Source organism: Variovorax sp. GW821-FHT10C12 (assembly GCF_059415405.1).
On record NZ_JBWKNE010000005.1, the window covers coordinates 279,581 to 301,644 of the forward strand.

At 68.5% G+C, this 22,064-nt stretch carries 17 protein-coding genes; 10 read left to right on the forward strand and 7 right to left on the reverse strand.

What is annotated here, in order from left to right; genetic code table 11:
- The first annotated feature begins 252 nt into the window (after positions 1-252).
- From hpf to hprK, 3 genes are all read left to right on the forward strand, one after another.
- The gene (gene hpf / locus AC07OH_RS22630; RefSeq protein ID WP_013538898.1) at positions 253-582 is read left to right on the forward strand and encodes a ribosome hibernation-promoting factor, HPF/YfiA family; all 330 of its coding nucleotides are present in this window, start codon (positions 253-255) and stop codon (positions 580-582) included.
- 191 nt (positions 583-773) lie between these two features.
- Positions 774-1,241: a PTS sugar transporter subunit IIA gene (locus AC07OH_RS22635; RefSeq protein ID WP_042581318.1), complete on the forward strand. Its 468-nt coding sequence runs from the start codon at positions 774-776 to the stop codon at positions 1,239-1,241.
- A gap of 101 nt (positions 1,242-1,342) precedes the next feature.
- On the forward strand, positions 1,343-2,302 hold the full coding sequence (gene hprK, locus AC07OH_RS22640; protein WP_062481041.1) for an HPr(Ser) kinase/phosphatase: 960 nt from the start codon (positions 1,343-1,345) through the stop codon (positions 2,300-2,302).
- A 59-nt stretch (positions 2,303-2,361) separates the two neighbouring features.
- On the opposite strand, the gene fur is transcribed toward hprK, so the two are convergent.
- Entirely contained in the window at positions 2,362-2,781 is a 420-nt protein-coding gene (gene fur, locus AC07OH_RS22645) for a ferric iron uptake transcriptional regulator (protein ID WP_056584276.1), read from the reverse strand.
- Positions 2,782-2,866: 85 nt separating this feature from the next.
- Between fur and AC07OH_RS22650 the strand changes: the two genes are divergently transcribed.
- From AC07OH_RS22650 to AC07OH_RS22665, 4 genes are all read left to right on the forward strand, one after another.
- Positions 2,867-3,427 (forward strand): outer membrane protein assembly factor BamE, encoded by a 561-nt coding sequence (locus AC07OH_RS22650; protein ID WP_354345456.1) that lies wholly within the window; start codon positions 2,867-2,869, stop codon positions 3,425-3,427.
- Positions 3,428-3,602: 175 nt separating this feature from the next.
- Positions 3,603-4,403 carry a 4-hydroxy-tetrahydrodipicolinate reductase gene (dapB, locus tag AC07OH_RS22655; RefSeq protein ID WP_493195589.1) on the forward strand — a complete coding sequence of 267 codons (801 nt, stop codon included), beginning with the start codon at positions 3,603-3,605 and terminating at the stop codon, positions 4,401-4,403.
- A gap of 124 nt (positions 4,404-4,527) precedes the next feature.
- Positions 4,528-5,223: a MotA/TolQ/ExbB proton channel family protein gene (locus AC07OH_RS22660; RefSeq protein WP_495302196.1), complete on the forward strand. Its 696-nt coding sequence runs from the start codon at positions 4,528-4,530 to the stop codon at positions 5,221-5,223.
- Positions 5,224-5,238: 15 nt separating this feature from the next.
- Positions 5,239-5,709, forward strand: coding sequence for an ExbD/TolR family protein (locus AC07OH_RS22665; RefSeq protein WP_099794719.1), 471 nt, complete (start codon positions 5,239-5,241; stop codon positions 5,707-5,709).
- Positions 5,710-5,733: 24 nt separating this feature from the next.
- Here AC07OH_RS22665 and AC07OH_RS22670 read toward each other — a convergent pair whose 3' ends face one another.
- The 6 genes from AC07OH_RS22670 to AC07OH_RS22695 all read right to left on the reverse strand — a co-directional run bounded on the left by AC07OH_RS22670 (position 5,734) and on the right by AC07OH_RS22695 (position 17,161).
- Complete coding sequence (locus tag AC07OH_RS22670; RefSeq protein ID WP_495302197.1) at positions 5,734-8,217, reverse strand: glycogen/starch/alpha-glucan phosphorylase; 2,484 nt, start codon at positions 8,215-8,217, stop codon at positions 5,734-5,736.
- A 43-nt stretch (positions 8,218-8,260) separates the two neighbouring features.
- Positions 8,261-9,730, reverse strand: coding sequence for a glycogen synthase GlgA (gene glgA, locus AC07OH_RS22675; protein WP_495302198.1), 1,470 nt, complete (start codon positions 9,728-9,730; stop codon positions 8,261-8,263).
- A gap of 8 nt (positions 9,731-9,738) precedes the next feature.
- Positions 9,739-11,076 carry a glucose-1-phosphate adenylyltransferase gene (glgC, locus tag AC07OH_RS22680; protein WP_495302199.1) on the reverse strand — a complete coding sequence of 446 codons (1,338 nt, stop codon included), beginning with the start codon at positions 11,074-11,076 and terminating at the stop codon, positions 9,739-9,741.
- A gap of 85 nt (positions 11,077-11,161) precedes the next feature.
- Positions 11,162-13,237, reverse strand: coding sequence for a glycogen debranching protein GlgX (gene glgX / locus AC07OH_RS22685; protein ID WP_495302200.1), 2,076 nt, complete (start codon positions 13,235-13,237; stop codon positions 11,162-11,164).
- Positions 13,238-13,316: 79 nt separating this feature from the next.
- Positions 13,317-15,497 carry a 1,4-alpha-glucan branching protein GlgB gene (gene glgB / locus AC07OH_RS22690; protein WP_495302201.1) on the reverse strand — a complete coding sequence of 727 codons (2,181 nt, stop codon included), beginning with the start codon at positions 15,495-15,497 and terminating at the stop codon, positions 13,317-13,319.
- 5 nt (positions 15,498-15,502) lie between these two features.
- Entirely contained in the window at positions 15,503-17,161 is a 1,659-nt protein-coding gene (locus AC07OH_RS22695; RefSeq protein ID WP_495302202.1) for an alpha-amylase family glycosyl hydrolase, read from the reverse strand.
- A gap of 130 nt (positions 17,162-17,291) precedes the next feature.
- Here AC07OH_RS22695 and AC07OH_RS22700 point away from each other — a divergent pair, with 130 nt between their 5' ends.
- The 3 genes from AC07OH_RS22700 to AC07OH_RS22710 all read left to right on the forward strand — a co-directional run bounded on the left by AC07OH_RS22700 (position 17,292) and on the right by AC07OH_RS22710 (position 22,042).
- The gene (locus tag AC07OH_RS22700) at positions 17,292-18,767 is read left to right on the forward strand and encodes an FAD-dependent oxidoreductase (protein ID WP_495302203.1); all 1,476 of its coding nucleotides are present in this window, start codon (positions 17,292-17,294) and stop codon (positions 18,765-18,767) included.
- 87 nt (positions 18,768-18,854) lie between these two features.
- Positions 18,855-21,485: a leucine--tRNA ligase gene (leuS, locus tag AC07OH_RS22705; protein WP_495302204.1), complete on the forward strand. Its 2,631-nt coding sequence runs from the start codon at positions 18,855-18,857 to the stop codon at positions 21,483-21,485.
- A 35-nt stretch (positions 21,486-21,520) separates the two neighbouring features.
- The gene (locus AC07OH_RS22710) at positions 21,521-22,042 is read left to right on the forward strand and encodes an LPS-assembly lipoprotein LptE (RefSeq protein ID WP_495302205.1); all 522 of its coding nucleotides are present in this window, start codon (positions 21,521-21,523) and stop codon (positions 22,040-22,042) included.
- Positions 22,043-22,064: the final 22 nt, after the last annotated feature.

The following is a 22,064-nucleotide window of genomic DNA, read 5'->3' on the forward strand; positions in this document are numbered from 1 at the left end:
CGCAAGGGCATGCCACTGCACGGGGGCAGCTATGGAATCAATAGCGGATTAGGGCATGCAATACACCGGCCCGTCACTCGGGCAAGCCCCGGTATTGCAATACCGTGACAGCTTGGGCATAGTGAATCCGACCGCCCCCTTTCTCACCTCTCTCTTCCTCTTCTCCCGTTCTCCCCCAAACCTGTTTCGCCGGCCACGCTTCATCCCGGAGCGCGGTCATTTCCCCAACCGTCAATTCTCAGGAGGTCATTCATGAATTTGACGATCAGCGGTCATCACCTCGACGTCACACCTGCCTTGCGCACCTACGTCACGAGCAAGCTGGACCGGATCACGCGACATTTCGACCAGGTGGTCGATGTCAAGGTGATCCTCACGGTGGAAAAGCAGAAGGAAAAGGAACGCCGCCAAAGGGCGGAGTGCAACATTCACGTCAAGGGCAATGACATGTTCGCGGAATCGAGCCACGCTGATCTGTACGCCGCGGTTGATGAGCTGGTCGACAAGCTCGACCGCCAGGTGGTCCGCCACAAGGATCGCCTGCAAGACCACCATCACGTGGCGCCCAAGCGCGTGATGTAAACGCCGGGCCCCGCGCCCCGCATCCCAGGCCGCCTTCGGGCGGCCTTTTGTTTGTCCGACCACATTGGTGGGGCTTTGCAAGGCCCCCAGAGGAAGCGACGCCTCTCGGCAACACATGTAGACGAAAGTAATTAGAGGGACTGGGGGTTTTTACCGATGAGGTGCATAATCGCCCCCGCTCTGACCCCACCATGAATCGCCTCGCGTCCATCCTGCCGCCCGCTCAAGTGCTCGTGAGCGTTGACGCCACCAGCAAGAAACGTGCTTTCGAAGAAGCGGGTCTTCTGTTCGAAAGCCTTCACGGCCTGGGACGTGCCCTCATCACCGACAGCCTGTTCGCGCGCGAGCGCCTCGGTTCCACCGGTCTGGGCCATGGCGTCGCCATTCCCCATGGCCGCATCAAGGGCCTCAAGGCGCCGATGGCCGCGGTGTTCCAGCTGGCGAACCCCATCGGCTTCGACGCTCCCGACGAGCAGCCCGTGGCGCTGCTGATCTTCCTGCTGGTGCCCGAAGCGGCCACGCAGAAGCACCTCGAAATCCTGTCTGAAATTGCCGAGCTGCTGAGCGACGCCGGCCTGCGCGAGCAGATCAAGTCCAGCACCGATGCCGCCGCACTGCACGGCCTCATCGCCGGCTGGCAATCGACCCAGGTCGCCTGAGCGCACGCGCCGGGCGGGCCGCTGCTGATAAGCTGCGGCGACGCTTTTCTCTCCCTCCATCCTGACCAGAATGCCGGCGTCCCGCGCCGGCCGCCGCACGCATGAAGCCGACCGTCATCAGCGCCGATGCCATGTTCGAGGAGTTCCGCGGGTCGCTCCGCTGGGAATGGCTCGCGGGGCTCGGCGCCTCGGAGCGCCAGTTCGACCCCGACGTCATCAGCCGCGCACAGTCGGCCGCCGACCTGGTCGGCTACCTGAATTACATCCACCCGTACCGCGTGCAGATCCTCGGCGCGCGCGAGGTGGCCTACCTCACGCGCGGCAGCAAGGAAGACTGTGTGCGCCGCATCGGGCGCATCGTCACGCTGGAGCCACCGATGCTGGTGCTGGCCGACGGCCAGGCCGCGCCCGACGAACTGCTGTCGATCTGCGAGCGCGCCCAGCTGCCGCTGTTTGCCACGCGCGAATCGTCGGCCTTCGTGATCGACCTGCTGCGCGCCTACCTGTCCAAGCACTTCGCCGAGCGCACCTCGATGCACGGCGTGTTCATGGACATCCTGGGCATGGGCGTGATGATCACGGGCGAGTCGGGCCTGGGCAAGAGCGAACTGGGCCTGGAGCTGATCTCGCGCGGCAACGGCCTGGTGGCCGACGACGCGGTCGACCTGTACCGCATCAACCAGAACACCATCGAGGGCCGCTGCCCCGACCTGCTGCTGAACCTGCTGGAGGTGCGCGGCATCGGCCTGCTGGACATCCGCGCGATCTTCGGCGAGACGGCCGTGCGCCGGAAGATGCGGCTGAAGCTCATCGTGCACCTCGTGCGGCGCGACAGCTTCGAGCGCGACTACGAGCGCATGCCCTCGGCGCCGCTCACGCAGGACGTGCTGGGCATCCCCGTGCGCAAGGTCATCATCCAGGTGGTGGCGGGGCGCAACATCGCCGTGCTGGTGGAAGCCGCGGTGCGCAATTCGATCCTGCAGCTGCGCGGCATCGACACCTATGCCGATTTCGTGGCGCGCCACCACAAGGCGATGGAGAGCGGGCGCGATCCGGACTGAGCAAAGAAAAAAGCCCTTCAAAGTGAAGGGCCGCTTTCTGCTTCAGCAGGTCTTCAGCGTCAGCGCTTCTTGACGCAATCGCCGCACAGGCCGTACAGCGACATGGCGTGGTCCTGCAGGATCCAGCCCTTGTCCTTGGCGATCATCTGCTGGCGCCGCTCGATCTCGGCGTCGTAGAACTCCTCGACCTTGCCGCACGAGGTGCAGATCAGGTGGTCGTGGTGCGTGCCTTCGTTCAGCTCGTAGACCGCCTTGCCGCTTTCGAAGTGGCTGCGCTCCAGGATGCCGGCCTGCTCGAACTGCGTGAGCACGCGGTACACGGTGGCCAGGCCGATGTCGGAGTGTTCGTTGAGCAGCACGCGGAAGACGTCTTCCGCGGTCATGTGCCGCTGGCTGCCGGTCTGGAAGATCTCGAGGATCTTCAGCCGCGGCAAGGTGGCCTTGAGGCCGGTGTTCTTGAGTTCGTCGATGTTGGCCATGATGGTTCCTGCGCCCTGGGCTGAGGCCGGGCCTTCAGGCTCGGCCGCTACAATGTTCGATCATATCGCTACCCCCTCTTCTCCCATGCCTGCCATCCTCCAACGCCGGCCCTGGTTGCTGGTTGCTGCCATTGCGGCGACGCTCGCCCTCGGTGCCTGCAGCGGTTTCAGCGAACGCACGCGTGGCGCGCTGTCTGCCGTCACCCCCTACAAAGTCGAAGTGGTGCAGGGCAATTTCGTGTCGAAGGAACAGGTCGCGGCACTCAAGCCCGGCATGTCGCGCCAACAGGTGCGCGAGATCCTCGGCACCTCGCTGCTGAACGACGTCTTCCACGCCAACCGCTGGGACTACGTCTTCACGATCCGCCGCCAGGGCGTCGATCCGCAGGAGCGCCGCCTGACCGTGTTCTTCAACGGCGAACTCATGGACCGCTTCGAGGGCGACGAAATGCCCAGCGAAGAAGAATTCGTCGCCACGCTCGACACCCGCCGCAAGAGCGGCAAGGTGCCGCAGCTCGAGGCCACCGAAGACGAGCTCAAGAAATTCGCGCCCAAGGCCGACAAGAAAGCCGACACCACCGGCACCCCGGCGGCCCCCATGCCCGCGCTGCCGGCCGCCTACCCCCCGCTCGAAGCCGCGCGCTGAGCGTGCGCGGCAGGGCTCCGGCGGCGGCCACCCCTCCTGCGGGCGGTGCCCGCCGGGCCGGTGGGGTGGCTTTCGTCGGTGTCCATGGCTCCCGTAGGGACTTTTCAACGACCGAATCCCCGTGACTGAACCGACCACCACCCCCACCTCCGATTCTTCTTCCTCCGCTCCCGCACTGCGCCGGGTGGCGATCGCCGGCGCCTCGGGCCGCATGGGCCACATGCTCATCGAAGCCGTGCGTAACGCGCCCGACTGCCGCCTGGCCGGCGCGCTCGACATCGCGGGCAGCGCCGCCCTCGGCGCCGATGCCGCGGCCTTCCTGGGCTTCACCAGCGGCGTGCCCATCGTGGCCGACCTGCGTACCGGCCTGCAGGACGCCCAGGTGATGATCGACTTCACCCGCCCCGAAGGCACGATGGCGCACCTGGCCGTGTGCCGCGAGCTGGGCGTGCAGGCCGTGATCGGCACCACCGGCTTCAGCGATGCGCAGAAGGCCGAGATCGCCGAGATCGCGAAAGACGTCGCCATCATGATGGCGCCCAACATGAGCGTGGGCGTCAACGTCACGCTCAAGCTGCTCGACATGGCCGCCCGCGCGATGGCCACCGGCTACGACATCGAGATCGTCGAGGCCCACCACCGCTTCAAGGTCGACGCACCATCGGGCACCGCGCTCAAGATGGGCGAAGTGATCGCCGACGCGCTGGGCCGCGACCTCAAGGACTGCGCCGTCTACGGCCGCGAAGGCATCACGGGCGAGCGCGACCCGTCGACCATCGGCTTCGCCACCATCCGCGGCGGCGACATCGTGGGCGACCACACCGTGCTGTTCGCGGGCATCGGCGAGCGCATCGAAATCTCCCACAAGTCGTCCAGCCGCGTGACCTACGCGCAGGGCGCGCTGCGTGCGGTGCGCTTCCTGAGCGGCCAGCGCAGCGGCCTGTTCGACATGTTCGACGTACTCGGCCTGAGATGAAGCTCACCCCCAGTCTTCGCGCACTTCGTGTCGCTACGCCAACCCCCTTTCAGGGGGCAACACCAGCGGCCCGGCAAAGCCGGTTCCGCGGTGTTTCGCGAAAAAACCGTGACTGGGGGACCCTGTGAGTGTTCTTGAACTGCTGACCCACGGTGACGGCGTCAGCCGTTCGGTGGCCGCGCTGCTGCTCGCGATGTCGATCGCCAGCTGGGTCGTGATCCTCTGGAAAGCCTGGCTGCTGCGCGGCGGCACGCGCGACGTGCTGCGAAGCATCGCGGCGTTCTGGCAGTCGGCCACCCTGGTCGAGGCCGAGCAGAAGCTGCAAGCCTTCGACCGCGCCGAACTCGTGCGCCCCGCCGTGGCCGCGCTGTGCCAGGCCGCCACCGAAGCCCCCGGCGGCACGCTGGGCGCCACGGTCGACCGCAACCAGCGCCTCACGCGCGTGCTGCGCGGTGCGCTGCACGGCGCGCTGCGGCGCCTGCAGGCCGGGCAGATCCTGCTGGCCACCGTGGGCGCCACCGCGCCCTTCGTCGGCCTGCTCGGCACTGTCTGGGGCATCTACGGCGCCCTCGCGGGCATCGCGGGCCAGACCGGCGGCTTCACCATCGACAAGGTGGCCGGGCCGGTCGGCGAGGCGCTCGTCATGACGGCCTTCGGCCTCGCGGTCGCCATTCCGGCCGTGCTGGCCTACAACGTGTTCGGCCGTGTGGTGGGTCGCGTCGAGGCCGAGCTCGAAGGCTTCGCGCACGACCTGCTCGGCAGCTTCGGCGAAGCGCCGGCACCCGCCGCACCGCCGCCCGCGCGGCCGATGCCTGTTTAAGGCGCCACGCACACCATGGCCTTCGGACGCACCTCACTGGGCAGCAGCGCCGCAGGCGGCGGGCGGGCCATGGGCGCGGGCGGGCAGCGTCCGCTGTCCGACATCAACGTCACGCCGCTGGTCGACGTGATGCTGGTGCTGCTGGTGATCTTCATCATCACCGCGCCGCTGATGGCCAGCTCGATCAAGCTCGACCTGCCGCAGACCGACGCGGGTCAGCCCAACGACACGCCGAAGTTCGTGAGCCTGTCGGTCGATGCCTCGGGCAAGGTCTTCCTGAACGACAAGCCCGTGACCGATGAAGAGCTGACCGCCCAGCTCGAAAAGGCCGCCGCCGACAGCAAGGACACCGAGGTGCAGTTGCGCGCCGACCAGACCGTGCCCTACGGCAAGGTGGTGGCGCTGATGGGCATCGCGAACAAGGCCGGGCTGAGCCGCATCGGCTTTGTCACCGAGGCCGAGGCGGCCCCCGCCAAACCGCGCTGACCTTGCGGGCCCGGCCCGCTCGCCTCAGCTGAGCACCACGGGCTTCGTGTGCCAGATCTCGTGGGCGTATTCGGCAATCGTCCGGTCCGACGAGAACGCCCCCATCCCCGCCACGTTGAGGATCGCCATGCGCGTCCATGCCTCCGCGTCGCGGTACAGCGCATCGACCTCGGCCTGCTTCGCGACATAGCTCGCGTAGTCGGCCAGCAGCAGGTAGTGGTCGCCCCAGTTCACGAGCGCGTCGTAGATGCCCTGGTAGCGCGCCGGCTCGCCCGGCGAGAACGCGCCATCGCGAATCGCGTCGAGCACGCGCTTGAGTTCGGCGTTCTCCTCGTAGATCTCGCGCGGCTGGTAGCCGCGGGCACGGATGTCGGCCACCTCGGGCGTGGTGTGGCCGAAGATGAAGATGTTCTCGGGGCCGACGTTCTCGCGCATCTCGACATTGGCGCCGTCGAGCGTCCCGATGGTGAGCGCGCCGTTGAGCGCGAACTTCATGTTGCCAGTGCCTGAAGCTTCCGTGCCCGCGGTGGAAATCTGCTCCGACAGGTCGGCCGCCGGCATGATGATCTCGGCCAGGCTCACGCTGTAGTTCGGCAGGAACACCACCTTCAGCAGCTTGCCCACGCGCGCGTCGGCATTCACGGTGGCCGCCACGTCGTTGATGAGCCGGATCACCTGCTTGGCCATCGCATAGGCCGAGGCCGCCTTGCCCGCGAACACGACCACGCGCGGCACGATGTCGAGCTGCGCGCCGCTGGCCTGCGCATCGAGGATGCGGTGGTACCGCGCGACGACGTGCAGCACGTTGAGCAGCTGCCGCTTGTACTCGTGGATGCGCTTGACCTGCACGTCGAACATCGCGTCGGTGTCCAGGTCGAGCTTCAGGTGCTCGCCGACCCAGTTGGCCAGCCGCAGCTTGTTCTCGCGCTTGGCATGGCGAAAGGCGCGCACGAAGGCGGGCTGCGCGACCATCGGGCGCAATGCTTCGAGCTGCGACAGGTCGCGCCGCCAGCCCTTGCCGATGCGCTGGTCGAGCAGCGCGGCCAGCGGCGGGTTGGCCTGTGCGAGCCAGCGGCGCGGCGTGACGCCGTTGGTCTTGTTGTTGAAGCGTTCGGGAAAGATCTTCGCGAAGTCGGCAAAGATCGACTGCTTCATCAGCTCCGAGTGCAGCCCCGACACGCCGTTCACCGAATGGCTCGCGAGCACCGCCACGTAGGCCATGCGCACGCGGCGTTCGCCGGTCTCGTCGATCAGCGAGAGGCGGCGCACCAGCTCGACGTCCTGGCCGTGCGTCTGCGTCACGGCGGCCAGGAACTTCGCGTTGATGTCGTACAGGATCTGCAGGTGGCGCGGCAGGATGCGCCCCAGCATCTCGACCGGCCAGGTTTCCAGGGCCTCGTGCATCAGCGTGTGGTTGGTGTAGCTGAACACCTTCTGCGTGTGGCCCCAGGCCACGTCCCACGCCAGGCCGTGCTCGTCGAGCAGCAGGCGCATGAGCTCGGGCACGGCCAGCACCGGGTGCGTGTCGTTCAGGTGGATGCTGACCTTGTCGGACAGTTGGTCGAAGCTCGTGTGGTTGCGCAGGTAGCGGCGCAGCAGGTCCTGCATGCTGGCGCTGCAGAAGAAGTATTCCTGGTGCAGCCGCAGCTCGCGGCCCGAGGGCGTGGAGTCGTCGGGGTAGAGCACGCGCGAGACGTTCTCGGAGTGGTTCTTGCTCTCCACCGCCGCCATGTAGTTGCCGCGGTTGAAGGCCGACAGGTCGATCTCCTCGGTGGCGCGCGCCGACCACAGCCGCAAGGTGTTGGTGGCCTGCGTGCCGTAGCCGGGAATGATGGTGTCGTAGGCCACGGCGAGCACGTCGTGCGTGTCGACCCAGTCGGCCGCGCCGTAGGGCGCGTTCTTGCCTTCGCGCTTTTGCACATGGCCGCCGAAGCGCACGCGGTAGTTCACCTCGGGCCGCTGGAACTCCCACGGGTTGCCGCGCGTGAGCCAGTAGTCGGGCGTTTCGACCTGCTGGCCGTCGACGATGCGCTGGCGGAACATGCCGTACTCGTAGCGGATGCCGTAGCCCATGCCGGGCACGCCGAGCGTGGCCATCGAATCGAGAAAGCAGGCCGCGAGCCGCCCCAGGCCACCGTTGCCGAGCGCCGCATCGGGCTCGCGCTCGGCCAGCGCCGCCATGTCGACGCCGAAGTCGGCCAGCGCCTCGCGCACGGTGCCGTACAGGTCGACGGCGAGCAGCGCGTTGGTGAAGGTGCGCCCGATGAGGAACTCCATCGAGAGGTAATACACGCGCTTGAGGTCCTGCGCGTAGTTGGCGCGCGTGGTCGTCATCCAGCGCTCGACGAGCTGGTCGCGCACGGCCAGCGCGGTGGCGTGCAGCCAGTCGTCGGGGCTGGCGGCCACGGGGTCCTTGCCGACGGCGTAGATCAGCTTGTTGGCCACCGCGCGCTTGAAGGCGGCAACGTCGCGGTCGGGGTGGTCGTAGGCGAAGTCCTTGATCGTCATGGGGGCGTTCCCGGAGTGGGTGGTGGGGTGTGGGGCGGGGGCTTCAGGCCAGCGCCCGTTGGTACACATCGATGTACTGCGCGGCCGCCGTGCCCCAGTCGGCCGGGCGCCGCATGGCATTGCCGCGCACGCGGCGCCAGTCGGCGGCGCGCTCGTACAGCGCGAAGGCGCGGCGCAGGGCGCGGTCGTAGTCGGCGTCCTCGAAGCGGTCGAACACGAAGCCGGTGGCGGCGCCGCTGGCCATGTCTTCCAGCGTGCAGTCGACGACGGTGTCGGCCAGCCCGCCGACGCGGCGCACCAGCGGCAGGCTGCCGTACTTCAGGCCGTACATCTGCGTGAGGCCGCAGGGCTCGAACAGCGAGGGCACGATCGTCACGTCGCCCGCGCCGAAGAGCTGGTGCGCCAGTGTCTCGTCGTAGCCGATGGTGACGCTCACCGAGGCGGGCGCCGCCGCCGCGCGCTGGCGGAAGGCTTCTTCGAGCCAGCCTTCGCCGCTGCCCAACAGCGCCAGCTGGCCGCCCTGCGCCAGCAGCGTGTCGAGGCCGCCGAGCACGAGGTGCAAACCCTTCTGCTCGGTGAGCCGGCTCACCACGATGAACAGCGGCGCGTCGGGGCGCTCGGCCAGCCCCAGCTGGCGCTGCAGCACCGACTTGCAACGCGCCTTGCCGGCCATGTGGCGGCCCTCGGGCGCCTGGTAGCCCTGCGCCAGCGCGGCGTCGGTGGATGGGTTCCAGACCTGGTCGTCGACCGCGTTGAGGATGCCGCTGAGCACGTTGCTGCGCTGGCGCAGCAGGCCGTCGAGGCCGCAGCCCTGCTCGGGTGTCTGGATCTCGAGCGCGTAGGTGGGGCTCACGGTGGTGAGCTGGTCGGCGAAGTACAGGCCGCCCTTCATGAAGGAGATCTGGCCGTGGTACTCCAGCCCGTTCATGTGGAAGGCCGGCGCCGGCAGGCCGAGTTCGGCGAAGTGCCAGGGCGCGAACACGCCCTGGTAGGCCAGGTTGTGCACCGTGAACACGCTGCCCGTGCGCGGGCCGCCCGCGCGCCGCGCGAAGGCCAGGTAGGCGGGCGCGAGCGCCGCGTGCCAGTCGTGCGCGTGCACGATGTCGGGCCGCCAGCCGGGGTCGAGCCCCTGCGCGAGCTGTGCCGCCGCCCAACCCAGCAGCGCGAAGCGCCGGTGGTTGTCGCCGTAAGGCTGGCGCGTGGTGTCTTCGTACGGATTGCCGGGCCGGTCGTAGAGCGCGGGCGCGTCGATCACGTAGGTGGCAATCGGCGGTGCGCCCGCAATGGCGACGTGCCCGGCGCGCAGGCCGAAGCGCTCGCCCCAAGGCGCGGCGAACTCGGCCACCGGCACCAGGTCGCGCACGCCGGCCACGATGGCGGGAAAGCCCGGCAGCAGCGCGCGCGCCTCCTGCCCCGCGGCCATGAGCGCCAGGGGCAGGGCGCCGGCGATGTCCGCCAGGCCGCCGGTCTTCAGGAGGGGAAACAGCTCGGCGCTGACCTGGAGGATGCGCATGGTGTGGATCAGGAAGCGGCCATGGGAACAGGGTCGGGCGCCAGCCGGCGCAGCATTTCGCGCGTGACCAGCACCACGCCCGTTTCCGTGCGCTCGAAGCGCGCGGCATCGGCCTCGGCGTCTTCGCCGATGACCGTGTCGTCGGGGATCACGCAGCCGCGGTCGATCACCACGCGGTTCAGCCGGCAGCCGCGGCCCACTTCGACGTCGGGCAGCAGCACGGCCTCGTTGATCTCGCAGAAGGAGTGGATGCGCACGCCCGAGAACAGCACCGCGCTGCTGATCTTCGAGCCCGAAACGATGCAGCCGCCCGAGACGATGGTGTTGACCGTCATGCCGTGCTTGCCCTCGCGGTCGAGCACGAACTTGGCCGGCGGCAGCTGCCGCTGGTAGGTCCAGATGGGCCAGTCCGTGTCATAGATGTCGAGCTCCGGGGTGATCGAGGCCAGGTCGAGGTTGGCTGCCCAGAATGCATCAATCGTGCCCACGTCGCGCCAGTAGGCCTTGGCGTCGGGCCCGCGCGAGGCGCGCGTGACGCACGACATGCTGAACGGGTGCGCCAGCGCGCGGCCCTCGGCCACGGCGCGCGGGATGATGTCCTTGCCGAAGTCGTGGCTCGAATCGGGGTTGGCGTTGTCTTCCTCGAGCAGCCGGTACAGGTAGGCCGAGTCGAAGATGTAGATGCCCATGCTGGCCAGCGCCAGGTCGGGGTGGCCGGGCATGGCGGGCGGATCGGCGGGCTTTTCGAGGAAGCTGGTGATCTGACGGCCGTCGTCCACTGCCATCACGCCGAAGGCCGTGGCCTCGTGGCGCGGCACCTCGATGCAGCCGACCGTGCAGCCCAGGCCGCGCTCGGCGTGGTCCTTGAGCATGATGGAGTAGTCCATCTTGTAGATGTGGTCGCCGGCCAGCACCACCACGTAGTCGTGCGGCGTGGAGCGGGTGCTGATGATGTCCAGGTTCTGGAACACCGCGTCGGCCGTGCCGCGGTACCAGTGCTCGTCGCCCATGCGCTGCTGCGCGGGCAGCACGTCGACCATCTCGTTGAGCTCGGCGCGCAGGAAGCTCCAGCCGCGCTGCAGGTGGCGCATGAGCGAGTGCGACTTGTACTGCGTGACCACCGCCATGCGCCGGATGCCGGAGTTCAGGCAGTTGGACAGCGCGAAGTCGATGATGCGGAACTTGCCGCCGAAGTACACGGCCGGCTTGGCGCGCCGGTCGGTGAGCTGCTTGAGGCGGGAGCCTCGGCCGCCGGCCAGCACCAGCGCGATGGTGCGGCGGACCAGTTGATGGGCCTGCAGGGGCGCCTGCGGGGCTTGTGCGCCCTGGGTGTTGAGCTTGTCCATCTGTGTCTCCGTTCGTTCGTTCGCTTGTTGAGTTCGTCGTCAGAGTGTCCGCACCGAGTCTGGCACTGCGCCGTGGGCTTGGCTCCTACGTTCTTGCAAGCCAGAGGCTCGAATCCGGCACCTGCGCCGTGCGGCCCAGCGGGCGGGGCGCGGTGCGCAGGTCGTCGGGGTCTTCGGCATCGGTGGCCAGGCAGCAGCGCCAGTCGCCATTCGGCAACGTGAAGCTGACGGGGCCCGGGCCCGCATTCACCAGCACCAGCCAGGCGTCCTCGGCATGCCCGAACAGGATCGCAAGTGCCGTGCCTGCGTGCCAGTCGGCCGGTGCCATCGGCTGGCCGTCGGGGCGCAGCCAGCGCAGGCCCGGGGGGGCGTCGACCGGCGGTTCGGCCGGCCACCAATGCGCGCTGCGCAGCGCCGGCGCCTCGCGCCGCAGGGCGGTGAGCCGCGCGACGAAGGTTGTCAGGCGCGCGCGTTCGCTGGTCGGGTCGGACAGCCCGATCCAGCCGAGCCAGGTGGTCTCGTTGTCCTGGCAGTAGGCGTTGTTGTTGCCGCCCTGGCTGTGGCCGAGCTCGTCGCCGGCCAGCAGCATCGGCGTGCCCTGGGACAGCAGCAGCGTGGCGAGCAGCGTGCGTCGCAGGCGCGCGCGCATTGCGCGCACGGCGGGGTCGTCGCTCGGGCCTTCGACGCCGCAGTTGGTGCTCAGGTTGTGGGCGTGGCCGTCGCGGTTGTCTTCGCCGTTGGCGAGGTTGTGGCGCGACTCGTAGCTCACGAGGTCGCGCAGCGTGAAGCCGTCGTGCGCGGTGATGAAGTTGACGCTCGCGGTCGGTGCGCGGCCATCGTGCGCGAAGCTCGCGCTGGAGGCCGTGAAGCGGTGCGCGAAGTCGCCCAGGCCGGCGGCGCCCTCGCGCCCCTGGCGCAGCCAGAAGCCGCGTTGCGTGTCGCGGAAGCGGTCGTTCCATTCGAGCCAGCCGGGCGGAAACTCGCCGAGCCGGTAGCCGCCGGGGCCGAGGTCCCAGGGCTCGGCGATGCGCAGCGTGCGCGACAGCACCGGGTCTTGCGCGATGGCCGCGAAGAAGGGCGTGCGCGCATCGAAGCCGCGTTGCGCGTCACGGCCCAGCACCGGGGCGAGGTCGAAGCGGAAGCCGTCGACGCCCATCTCGCAGGCCCAGAAGCGCAGGCTGTCCATAACGAGCTGCAGCACGCGTGGCTCGCCGAGGTTCAGGCAGTTGCCCGTGCCGGCCCAGTTCTCGTTCAGGGCGCGGTCGTCGGGGCGCAGGTGGTAGTACAGGGCGTTGTCGATGCCGCGCAGCGAGAGCGTGGGGCCGAGCTCGTCGCTTTCGGCGCTGTGGTTGTAGACCACGTCGATCACCAGCTCCATGCCGCGCGCATGCACCGCATCGGCCATGGCGCGGAACTCGCTGGCAGGCGTGGTGCCGGGGCGGCCGCTCCAGAAGCGCGCCTCGGGGGCGAACCAGCCGATGGTGTTGTAGCCCCAGTGGTTGGTCAGGCCCTTGGCGAGCAGGCGCTGTTCGTCGGCGCGGTGCTGCACGGGCATGAGGCTGAGGGTGGTGATGCCCAGGCGTTGCAGGTGGTCTAGCACTGCGGGTTCTGCCAGGCCTGCGTAGGTGCCTCTTAGCGGGTCGGGCACGCCGGGGTGCTGGTGGGTGAGGCTGCGGATGTGGAGTTCGTAGAGGACGCGGTCGGTGGGGGAGATGTGGGCGCGGCCTGTTGTTTGGGGTGCGTTGCTGGGTGCTGTGACGCGGGCTTTGAGTGCGATCGAGCCGTTATCTCTGTGGTCGCGTTGGGTTGGGTCTGTGGGGGTGTGGCCCAGGAAGAGGTCGCTGCCGTTGTAGTGGCCGATGATTTCTCGGGCGTAAGGGTCGAGGAGGAGCTTGGCGGGGTTGAAGCGTTTCCCCTCATGGGGTGCCCACGGGCCGTGGACTCGGTAGCCGTAGATCAGGCCGGCTCTTGCGTTGGGAAGCAGGCCGTGCCAGATGCCGTCGGTGCATTCTGGAAGCGGTAGGCGCTGTTGTTCGTTCTGGCCTGTGCTGTCGAAGAGGCAGAGTTCTACTTTGCTTGCTGTTGGCGCTGCGATGGCGAAGTTGACGCCTTGCTGTGACGGGGTTGCGCCTAAGGGGAGGGGGGTGCCTGGGCTCAGCATGTTGCTTGTGCTCCTGGGCGTTTGCTTCCCGAGGCCGGGCCGAGACCCGGCCCCGGAACACAGCCCAGCCCAGAGCGAGTCAATTCAACACCCACATCAAAGTAGCGAGTGGAGGCACGCTGATCACGATCGAATCGGCCTTCCCATGCCAAGGCACCGAAGCACTCTCGACAACCCCGTTCCCCACGCCACTCCCACCGTAAACCACCCCATCGGTATTGATGACCTCCCGGTAAGAACCAGCCACAGGCACCCCCAACCGATAGCCATGCCGAGGCACAGGCGTGAAGTTGCAAACCACCACAACAACCCCCCCATCCCGAGCCCGCCGAACAAACGCAAACACCGACTGCGCCACATCGTCATGCACCAACCACTCGAACCCGGACCCCTCATGGTCCAGCTCATGCAAAGCAGGAAAGTGCCGATACACGTTGTTCAGATCGCGCACCAACCGCCGCACCCCCTGATGCCCTGCATGCTCGAGCAAATGCCAGTCCAACCCGCGATCCGCATTCCACTCCGCGTATTGCGCAAACTCCCCCCCCATGAACAGCAGCTTCTTCCCCGGATAAGCCCAGAGGTACCCATACAGGTTGCGCAACCCCGCGAACTTCTGCCATTCATCGCCAGGCATGCGCCCGATCATCGACCCCTTGCCGTGCACCACTTCGTCATGCGACAGCGGCAACACGAAGTTCTCGCTGTGCGCGTACATCAGCCCGAAGGTGATCTGCTGGTGATGGTGCTTGCGATAGACCGGATCGGTCCCGGCATACGACAGCGTGTCGTTCATCCACCCCATGTTCCACTTGTAGTGAAACCCCAGCCCGCCGTCTTCCGGCGGTCGCGTCACGCCGGGAAAGCTCGTCGACTCTTCCGCGATGGTCACAGTCCCCGGACGCTCCACGCCCACCACGCGGTTCATGCGGCGAAGGAAATCGATGGCCTCCAGGTTCTCGCGCCCGCCCTGCGCATTCGGCACCCACTCGCCGGCCTTGCGGCTGTAGTCGCGGTACAGCATCGAGGCCACCGCATCCACGCGCAGGCCGTCCACGCCGTAGCGCTCCAGCCAGTACAGCGCATTGCCCACGAGGTAGTTGCGCACCTCCGTGCGGGCGTAGTTGAAGATCAGCGTCTGCCAGTCGTTGTGGAAGCCCTCGCGCGGATCGGCGTACTCGTACAGCGCGGTGCCGTCGAAGTTGCCCAGGCCGTGCGCGTCGGTCGGAAAGTGCGCGGGCACCCAGTCGAGGATCACGCCCAGCCCCGCGGCATGCGCGGCTTCGACCAAATGACGGAAGTCGCCGGGCGTGCCGAAGCGCGAGGTCGGCGCATACAGGCCGATGGGCTGGTAGCCCCACGAGCCGTCGAAGGGGTGCTCGGTGATGGGCAGCAGCTCGATGTGCGTGAAACCCATGTCGCGCACATAGGGCACGAGCGTGTCGGCCAGCTCGCGGTAGTCCAGCCATTCCTGGCCGTGGTGCTTGCGGCGCCACGAGCCCAGGTGCACTTCGTAGACGCTGATCGGCGCCCCATGTGCGTTGGCCTCGGCGCGCCCGGCGGGCATCGGCACGGGCGCGGGCAGCGGCGCCACGACACAGGCGGTGCCGGGGCGCAGCTGCGACGAGAACGCGAAGGGGTCGGCCTTGCGCAGCACCTCGCCGCGCGCTGACAGAATCTCGAACTCGTAGCTGTCGCCGGTCGCCACGTGCGGCGCGAAGATCTCCCACACGCCGCACTCGCGGCGCAGCCGCATCATGTGGCGCCGGCCGTCCCAGTTGTTGAAGTCACCGACCACCGACACGCGCCGCGCATTCGGCGCCCACACGGCAAAGGCCACGCCCTTCACGCCGTCGATCTCGCGCAGGTGCGCGCCCAGCCGCTCCCACGGCCGCAGGTGCGTGCCCTCGGCCAGCAGCCAGACGTCGGTCTCGCCGAGCACGAACGGAAAGCGGTACGGGTCTTCGAGTCGCGAGGCGTGCCCGGTCTCCCAGTCGACCTGGAACGAGTAGCCCATGCGCGCCTCGGCCGCGGGCACGAGGCCGCTGAACAGGTCGGAGCCCTCGTGCCGCGCAAGGATCGACAGCGGCCAGCCGGTGCGCGAATGCACCACGGCCACCTGCCGCGCGCCGGGCATCAGCGCACGCACCTCGAGGCCGTCGGCGGTCTCGTGGGGGCCGAGCACGGCGAACGGGTCGCCGTGCTCGGCGCGCATCAGTGCGTGGATGTCGGCGGCTTGGAGGAAGGGAGAAGGCGGCATGGGGTTCAGCGTCCTCCTGCTTCGGCGGGTGTGCCGAAGAACACGCCATAAGGCGCCAGTGTCAGCAGGGGCTTTGGATCGGCGGTGACGGTCGCGGTCGGTGCGAGCGGGTGGCCGGCCAGCGGCACCAGCGGCGCGGGCAAGGGAACCACGACAGGCTCGATGCCTGTATTGAAGACCGCATGCAGCACCGCCTCCCCGTCGCTTCGCACGATGTGCAGCAGCGGCGCGGGCGCATCGACGAACGCCAGCGCGCCCGTGCGCAGCAGCGGCTGGGTGCGCCGCCAGTGCAGCAGCGCGCGGCTGAAGGCGAGCATCGAGTCGGGGTCGGCCTCCTGCTGGTCGACGGCCAGCGGCAGGTGCGCGCCGTCCACCGGCAACCAGGGCGTGCCGGTGCTGAAGCCGGCGTTGGGCGCATCGGCGGTCCAGGGCATCGGCGTGCGGCAGCCGTCGCGGCCCTTGAACTCGGGCCAGAAGGCACGGCCGTAGGGGTCTTGCAGCAATTCGAAGGGCACGTCGGCCTCGGGCAGGCCGAGCTCTTCGCCTTGGTAGAGGCTGACGCTGCCGCGCAGCGCGAGCAGCAGCGCCAGCCAGAGCCGGTCGCGGCGGGTGTCGGGCGCCTGGCCATCGCTCCAGCGCGTGGCGACGCGCGGCACGTCGTGGTTCGACACCGCCCAGCAGCCCCAGCCGCCCGTCACGGCCAGTGCGGTGTCGAGCGATTCGACCTGGTGGCGCAGGTGCTTGGGGCTGTGGTCGGCGGTGAGCAGGCTGAAGCTGTAGGCCAGGTGCAGGCGCTTGCCAAGTTCGGTGTACTGCGCCATGACCGGCGGCGCGTTCTCGTCGCCGACCTCGCCCAGCGCGACCGCGCCGTAGCCGTCGAGCAGCCGGCGCAGGCGCTCGAGGAACACGAGGTTCTCGGGCTGGCTCTTGTCGTACAGGTGGACCTGCATCGCATACGGGTTGTCGGCGCGCACGGTGCTGACCTCGTCCATCGATTCGACCGTGGCGGGCGGGTTGTCGCGCAGCAGCGCGTCGTGGAACTGGTGGTTGCAGGCGTCGAAGCGGAAGCCGTCCACGCCGCGTTCGCACCAGAAGCGCACCTCGCCGAGCAGCGCATCCTGGACCTCGGCGCAATGGAAGTTGAGGTCGGGCTGCTCGGCCAGAAAGCTGTGCAGGTAGTACTGCCGCCGGCGCGAGTCCCACTGCCAGGCCGAGCCGCCGAAGACCGAGAGCCAGTTGGTGGGCGGCGTGCCGTCGGGCTTCGGGTCGGCCCAGACGTACCAGTCGGCCTTCGGGTTGTCGCGCGAGCTGCGGCTTTCGGCGAACCAGGCGTGCTGGTCGGAGGTGTGCGAGAGCACCTGGTCGATGATGAGCTTCAGGCCCAGCGCGTGCATGCGCGCGCGCATGGCGTCGAAGTCGGCCAGCGTGCCGAACAGCGGATCGACCGCGCGGTAGTCGGCCACGTCGTAGCCGAAGTCCTTCATGGGGGAGCGGAAGAAGGGCGAGACCCAGACCGCGTCGACGCCCAGGCGGGCGACGTGGTCGAGCTTCGACGTGATGCCGGGCAGGTCGCCGACGCCGTCGCCGTTGCTGTCCATGAAGCTGCGCGGGTAGATCTGGTAGATCACCGCGCCCCGCCACCATTCGCCGTTGCTGCCGCTCATGCCTGCCCCTGTGGTCGAAATTCATTGTGGCATGCGAAATCCGGGCCAGCGGTACGCTGTTGCAGGCGGGCGCCGCGCGGAAGTGGGTAAATTCAGCAGGGCGGGGCGCTGCCGCCCCGACCCCCGACCGATGACCACCGACGACACCGCTTTCTCCCCCTCCGCCCCACCCATCGGCCTCGCCGCGCTCGAACGCCGGCTCGCCCAGGACCTCGACTACCTCGGATGGCCCGCCCGCGCCTGGGTGCCGCCGCGCCAGATCGACGGCGAACCCGTGCTCGACGTGGCCATCATCGGTGGCGGCCAGGCCGGGCTGGCCGCGGCGGGCGCGCTGGCGCAGCAGGGCATCCGCGCCGTGGTCTTCGACCGCGCGCCGGCCGGGCGCGAAGGCCCCTGGGCCACCACGGCGCGCATGGAAACCCTGCGCTCGCCCAAGGAGCTCACGGGCCCGGCGCTGGGGCTGCCTTCGCTGACCTTCCGCGCCTGGTTCGAGGCCCAGTTCGGCACCGAGGCCTGGGCCGCGATGGACAAGATCCCGCGCCTGCAGTGGATGGACTACCTGGTCTGGTACCGCCGCGTGATGGGCGTGGATGTGCGCAACGACACCGCTGTTACGGGGCTGCAACCGTTGCCCGACGCCAGCGCCGTGCGCCTGGACCTGCGCACGCCCGAGGGCGAGCGCCGCGTGCTGGCGCGCCGCGTCGTGCTGGCCACCGGCCGCGACGGCCTGGGCGGCCCGGCCGTGCCGGCGTTCGTGGACGGCCTGCCGCGCGCAAAGTGGGCGCATTCCTCGGACGAGATGGACTACGGGCGCCTGAAGGGCCTGCGCGTGGGCGTGGTCGGCGCGGGCTCCTCGGCCATGGACAGCGCCGCCACCGCGCTCGAGGCCGGCGCACACAGCGTCGAGCTGCTGATCCGCCGGCCCGACCTGCCGCGCGTCAACAAGGGCAAGGGCGCCGGCGTGCCGGGGCTCACGCAGGGGCACTACGACCTGCCCGACGAACTGAAATGGCGCATCCGTCACTACATCAACGTGCTGAACGTGCCGCCGCCGCACGGCAGCACGCTGCGGGTGTCGCGGCACGCCAATGCCTTCTTCAACTTCGGCTGCCCCATCCTGTCGGTGGCGCCGCGGGGCGAGGCGCTGTGGGTGGCCACGCCCAAGGGCGACTTCGAGTTCGACTTCTTGATTGTGTCGACCGGTTTCCAGGTCGACTGGGCCGCCCGCCCCGAATTCGCGGGCATTGCCGCGCACATTCGCACCTGGAAAGACCGTTTCACGCCCGCGCCCGGCGACGAAGACCGCGAGCTGACCGATTCGCCCGACCTCGGGCCGGCCTTCGAATTCCAGGAAAACGCACCCGGCGCCTGCCCGGGGCTGGAGCGCATCCACTGCTTCTGCTACCCGGCGGCGCTGTCGCACGGCACGGTGTCGGGCGACATTCCGGCCATCAGCGACGGCGCGCGGCGCCTGGCGGCGGGGCTGGCCAGCCTGTTCTACCGGGAAGACGCGGCCCACCACTGGGCGAATCTGGAGGCCTACAGCGAGCCGGAACTGTTCGGCGACGAGTGGACGCCCGCCCCGCCGCCGCAGGAAAGGGCCTGATTCCGGCATGGAGCCCGGGGGACGATCACGCACGGCGCGATAATCCGCCTTCCCGGCCGCCGTCGAGCCGGGCCCTGCCGAGATGTCATGAACCCCAGCTACAAACCCAGCGACGTCGAGTCCGCTGCCCAGGCGCAATGGCGCGCCGCCGATGTCTACCGTGTCACCGAGGACGCGAGCCGCAAGAAGTACTACGCCTGCTCGATGCTGCCGTACCCGAGCGGCAAGCTGCACATGGGCCACGTGCGCAACTACACGATCAACGACATGCTCACGCGCTACCTGCGCATGAGCGGCTACAACGTGCTGATGCCCATGGGCTGGGACGCCTTCGGCCTGCCGGCCGAGAACGCGGCGCTGAAGAATGGCGTGCCACCGGCCAAGTGGACCTACGAGAACATCGCCTACATGAAGGGCCAGCTCCAGGCCATGGGCCTGGCCATCGACTGGAGCCGCGAGATCGCCACCTGCGATCCGAGCTACTACAAGTGGAACCAGTGGCTGTTCCTGAAGATGCTCGAAAAGGGCATTGCCTACCGCAAGACCCAGGTCGTCAACTGGGACCCGGTCGACCAGACCGTGCTGGCCAATGAACAGGTGATCGACGGCAAGGGCTGGCGCACCGGCGCCACGGTCGAGCGCCGCGAGATCCCCGGCTACTACCTGAAGATCAGCGATTACGCCGAAGAACTGCTCGAGCACACGCAACACAAGCTGCCGGGCTGGCCCGAGCGCGTCAAGCTGATGCAGGAAAACTGGATCGGCAAGAGCGAGGGCCTGCGCTTCGCCTTCACCCATGACATCCGGGACGCGAGCGGCAAGCTCATCCAGGACGGCCGCATGTACGTGTTCACCACGCGTGCCGACACCATCATGGGCGTCACCTTCTGCGCCGTCGCGCCCGAGCACCCGCTCGCCGCGCACGCCGCCACGCTCGACCCCAAGGTCGCGGCCTTCATCGAAGAGTGCAAGGGTGGCGGCACGACCGAGGCCGAGCTGGCCACGCAAGAAAAGAAGGGCGTGCCCACGGGCCTGACCGTGAAGCACCCGATCACCGACGAGCAGGTGCCGGTGTGGGTGGGCAACTACGTGCTCATCGGCTACGGCGATGGCGCCGTGATGGGCGTGCCCGCGCACGACGAGCGCGACTTCGCCTTCGCCAACAAGTACGGCATCGAGATCATCCAGGTCGTGCTGGTCGACGACGAACCGCACTTCGACTATCACAAGTGGCAGGACTGGTACGGCGACAAGCAGCGCGGCGTGACCATCAACTCCGACAACTTCAGCGGCATGACCTACAAGGAGGCCGTGGCCGCCGTGGCGCATGCGCTGGGCCAGAAGGACCTGGGCGAGCTGCAGACCACCTGGCGCCTGCGCGACTGGGGCGTGAGCCGCCAGCGCTACTGGGGCACGCCGATCCCGATCATCCATTGCGAAGAACATGGCGCGGTGCCGGTCCCCGAGAAGGACCTGCCCGTGGTGCTGCCGACCGACTGCGTGCCCGACGGCTCGGGCAACCCGCTGGCCAAGCACGAAGGCTTCCATGCCGGCGTGGTGTGCCCGGTGTGCGGCAAGGCCGCGCGGCGCGAGACCGACACGATGGACACCTTCGTCGATTCGTCGTGGTACTTCATGCGCTACTGCGACCCGACCAACGACAAGGCCATGGTCGCCGAGGGCGCCGACTACTGGATGCCGATGGACCAGTACATCGGCGGCATCGAGCACGCGATCCTGCACTTGCTGTACGCGCGCTTCTGGACCAAGGTCATGCGCGACCTCGGCCTGGTGAAGGCCGACGAGCCCTTCGCCAAGCTGCTCACGCAGGGCATGGTGCTCAACCACATCTTCTACAAGCGCAACGAGAAGGGCGGCAAGGACTACTTCCCGCCCCTCGAAGTCACGGCGGTGCTCGACGCGCAGGGCCGCATCACCGGCGGCACGCTGGCCGACGGCACGAAGGTCGAGTACGGCGGCGTGGGCAAGATGGGCAAGAGCGAACGCAACGGCGTCGACCCGCAGGACCTGATCGAGAAGTACGGCGCCGACACCGCGCGCCTGTACACCATGTTCACCGCGCCGCCCGAAGCCACGCTCGAGTGGAACGACGCGGCTGTCGAGGGCAGCTACCGCTTCCTGCGCCGCGTGTGGAACTACGGCGTGGCCCAGGCCGACGTGGCACCCGTGGCGCTCGCCGGCCAGAGCTTCGGCAAGCCCGCCCAGGCGCTGCGCCGCGAGGTGCACACCGTGCTGCGCCAGATCGACTACGACTACCAGCGCATGCAATACAACACGGTGGTGTCGGGTGCGATGAAGCTGCTCAACGCGCTCGAAGGCTTCAAGTCCGACGGCAGCGCGGGCGACGCGGCCGCCGCGCGCGAGGGCTTCGGCATCCTGCTGCGCTGCCTGTACCCGGCCACGCCGCACATCGCGCACCAGCTGTGGCAGCAGCTCGGCTACGACAAGGCCTCGGGCGACCTGCTCGACGCGCCCTGGCCCGTGGTCGACGTGGCCGCGCTGGCGCAGGACGAGGTCGAGCTCATGCTGCAGGTCAACGGCAAGCTGCGCGGCAAGCTGCTGGTGCCCGCCGGTGCTTCGAAGGACGAGATCGAGCGGCTGGCGCTCGCCTGCGACGACTTCGTCAACTTCGCCGAAGGCGCGCCGCCCAAGCGCGTGATCGTGGTGCCCGGGCGCCTGGTCAACGTGGTCATCTGAACCCGACACTGCAGAACGACGGAAACGACAGACGCATGAACATTCGCAATGCCTCGCAGCCGCGCCGCGGCTTTCTCCTGGGCCTCGGCGTGGCAGGCGCTTCGCTGGCCCTGTCCGGCTGCGGCTTCGCGCTGCGCAAGGCGCCGACCTTCGCGTTCAAGACGCTGTCGCTCGAAGGCAATACGGCGCTCATCAACCAGCTGCGGCGCGAGCTGCGCGCGGCTGGCAACGTGACGCTGGTGCCCAAGGAAGAGGCCAGCACCGCCGACGCCGTGCTGGTCGTGCTGAGCGAGGACCGCGACCGCTTCGTGATCTCGACCAACTCCGCCGGCCTGGTGCGCGAGGTGCAGTTGCGCCTGCGCGCCCGCTTCAGCTTGCGCACGCCGGGCGGCAAGGAGTTGCTGGCGGCGTCCGAGGTCTCGCAGACGCGCGACCTGAGCTTCAACGAAACCAATGCGCTGGCCAAGGAGAGCGAGGCCGACCTGCTGTACCGCGACATGCAGGCCGACATCGCGCAGCAGCTGATGCGCCGGCTGGCGGCGGTGCAGTCCCTGTAAGCGTCGCTTCCGTTCTTTTTTC

Bases quoted from the DNA above. Each gene is read 5' to 3' on its own strand.
- hpf (WP_013538898.1), top strand. From the start codon at position 253: ATGAATTTGACGATCAGCGGTCATCACCTCGACGTCACACCTGCCTTG.
- AC07OH_RS22635 (WP_042581318.1), top strand. From the start codon at position 774: ATGAATCGCCTCGCGTCCATCCTGCCGCCCGCTCAAGTGCTCGTGAGC.
- hprK (WP_062481041.1), top strand. From the start codon at position 1,343: ATGAAGCCGACCGTCATCAGCGCCGATGCCATGTTCGAGGAGTTCCGC.
- fur (WP_056584276.1), bottom strand. From the start codon at position 2,781: ATGGCCAACATCGACGAACTCAAGAACACCGGCCTCAAGGCCACCTTG.
- AC07OH_RS22650 (WP_354345456.1), top strand. From the start codon at position 2,867: ATGCCTGCCATCCTCCAACGCCGGCCCTGGTTGCTGGTTGCTGCCATT.
- AC07OH_RS22665 (WP_099794719.1), top strand. From the start codon at position 5,239: ATGGCCTTCGGACGCACCTCACTGGGCAGCAGCGCCGCAGGCGGCGGG.
- AC07OH_RS22670 (WP_495302197.1), bottom strand. From the start codon at position 8,217: ATGACGATCAAGGACTTCGCCTACGACCACCCCGACCGCGACGTTGCC.
- glgA (WP_495302198.1), bottom strand. From the start codon at position 9,730: ATGCGCATCCTCCAGGTCAGCGCCGAGCTGTTTCCCCTCCTGAAGACC.
- glgC (WP_495302199.1), bottom strand. From the start codon at position 11,076: ATGGACAAGCTCAACACCCAGGGCGCACAAGCCCCGCAGGCGCCCCTG.
- glgX (WP_495302200.1), bottom strand. From the start codon at position 13,237: ATGCTGAGCCCAGGCACCCCCCTCCCCTTAGGCGCAACCCCGTCACAG.
- glgB (WP_495302201.1), bottom strand. From the start codon at position 15,497: ATGCCGCCTTCTCCCTTCCTCCAAGCCGCCGACATCCACGCACTGATG.
- AC07OH_RS22695 (WP_495302202.1), bottom strand. From the start codon at position 17,161: ATGAGCGGCAGCAACGGCGAATGGTGGCGGGGCGCGGTGATCTACCAG.
- AC07OH_RS22700 (WP_495302203.1), top strand. From the start codon at position 17,292: ATGACCACCGACGACACCGCTTTCTCCCCCTCCGCCCCACCCATCGGC.
- leuS (WP_495302204.1), top strand. From the start codon at position 18,855: ATGAACCCCAGCTACAAACCCAGCGACGTCGAGTCCGCTGCCCAGGCG.
- AC07OH_RS22710 (WP_495302205.1), top strand. From the start codon at position 21,521: ATGAACATTCGCAATGCCTCGCAGCCGCGCCGCGGCTTTCTCCTGGGC.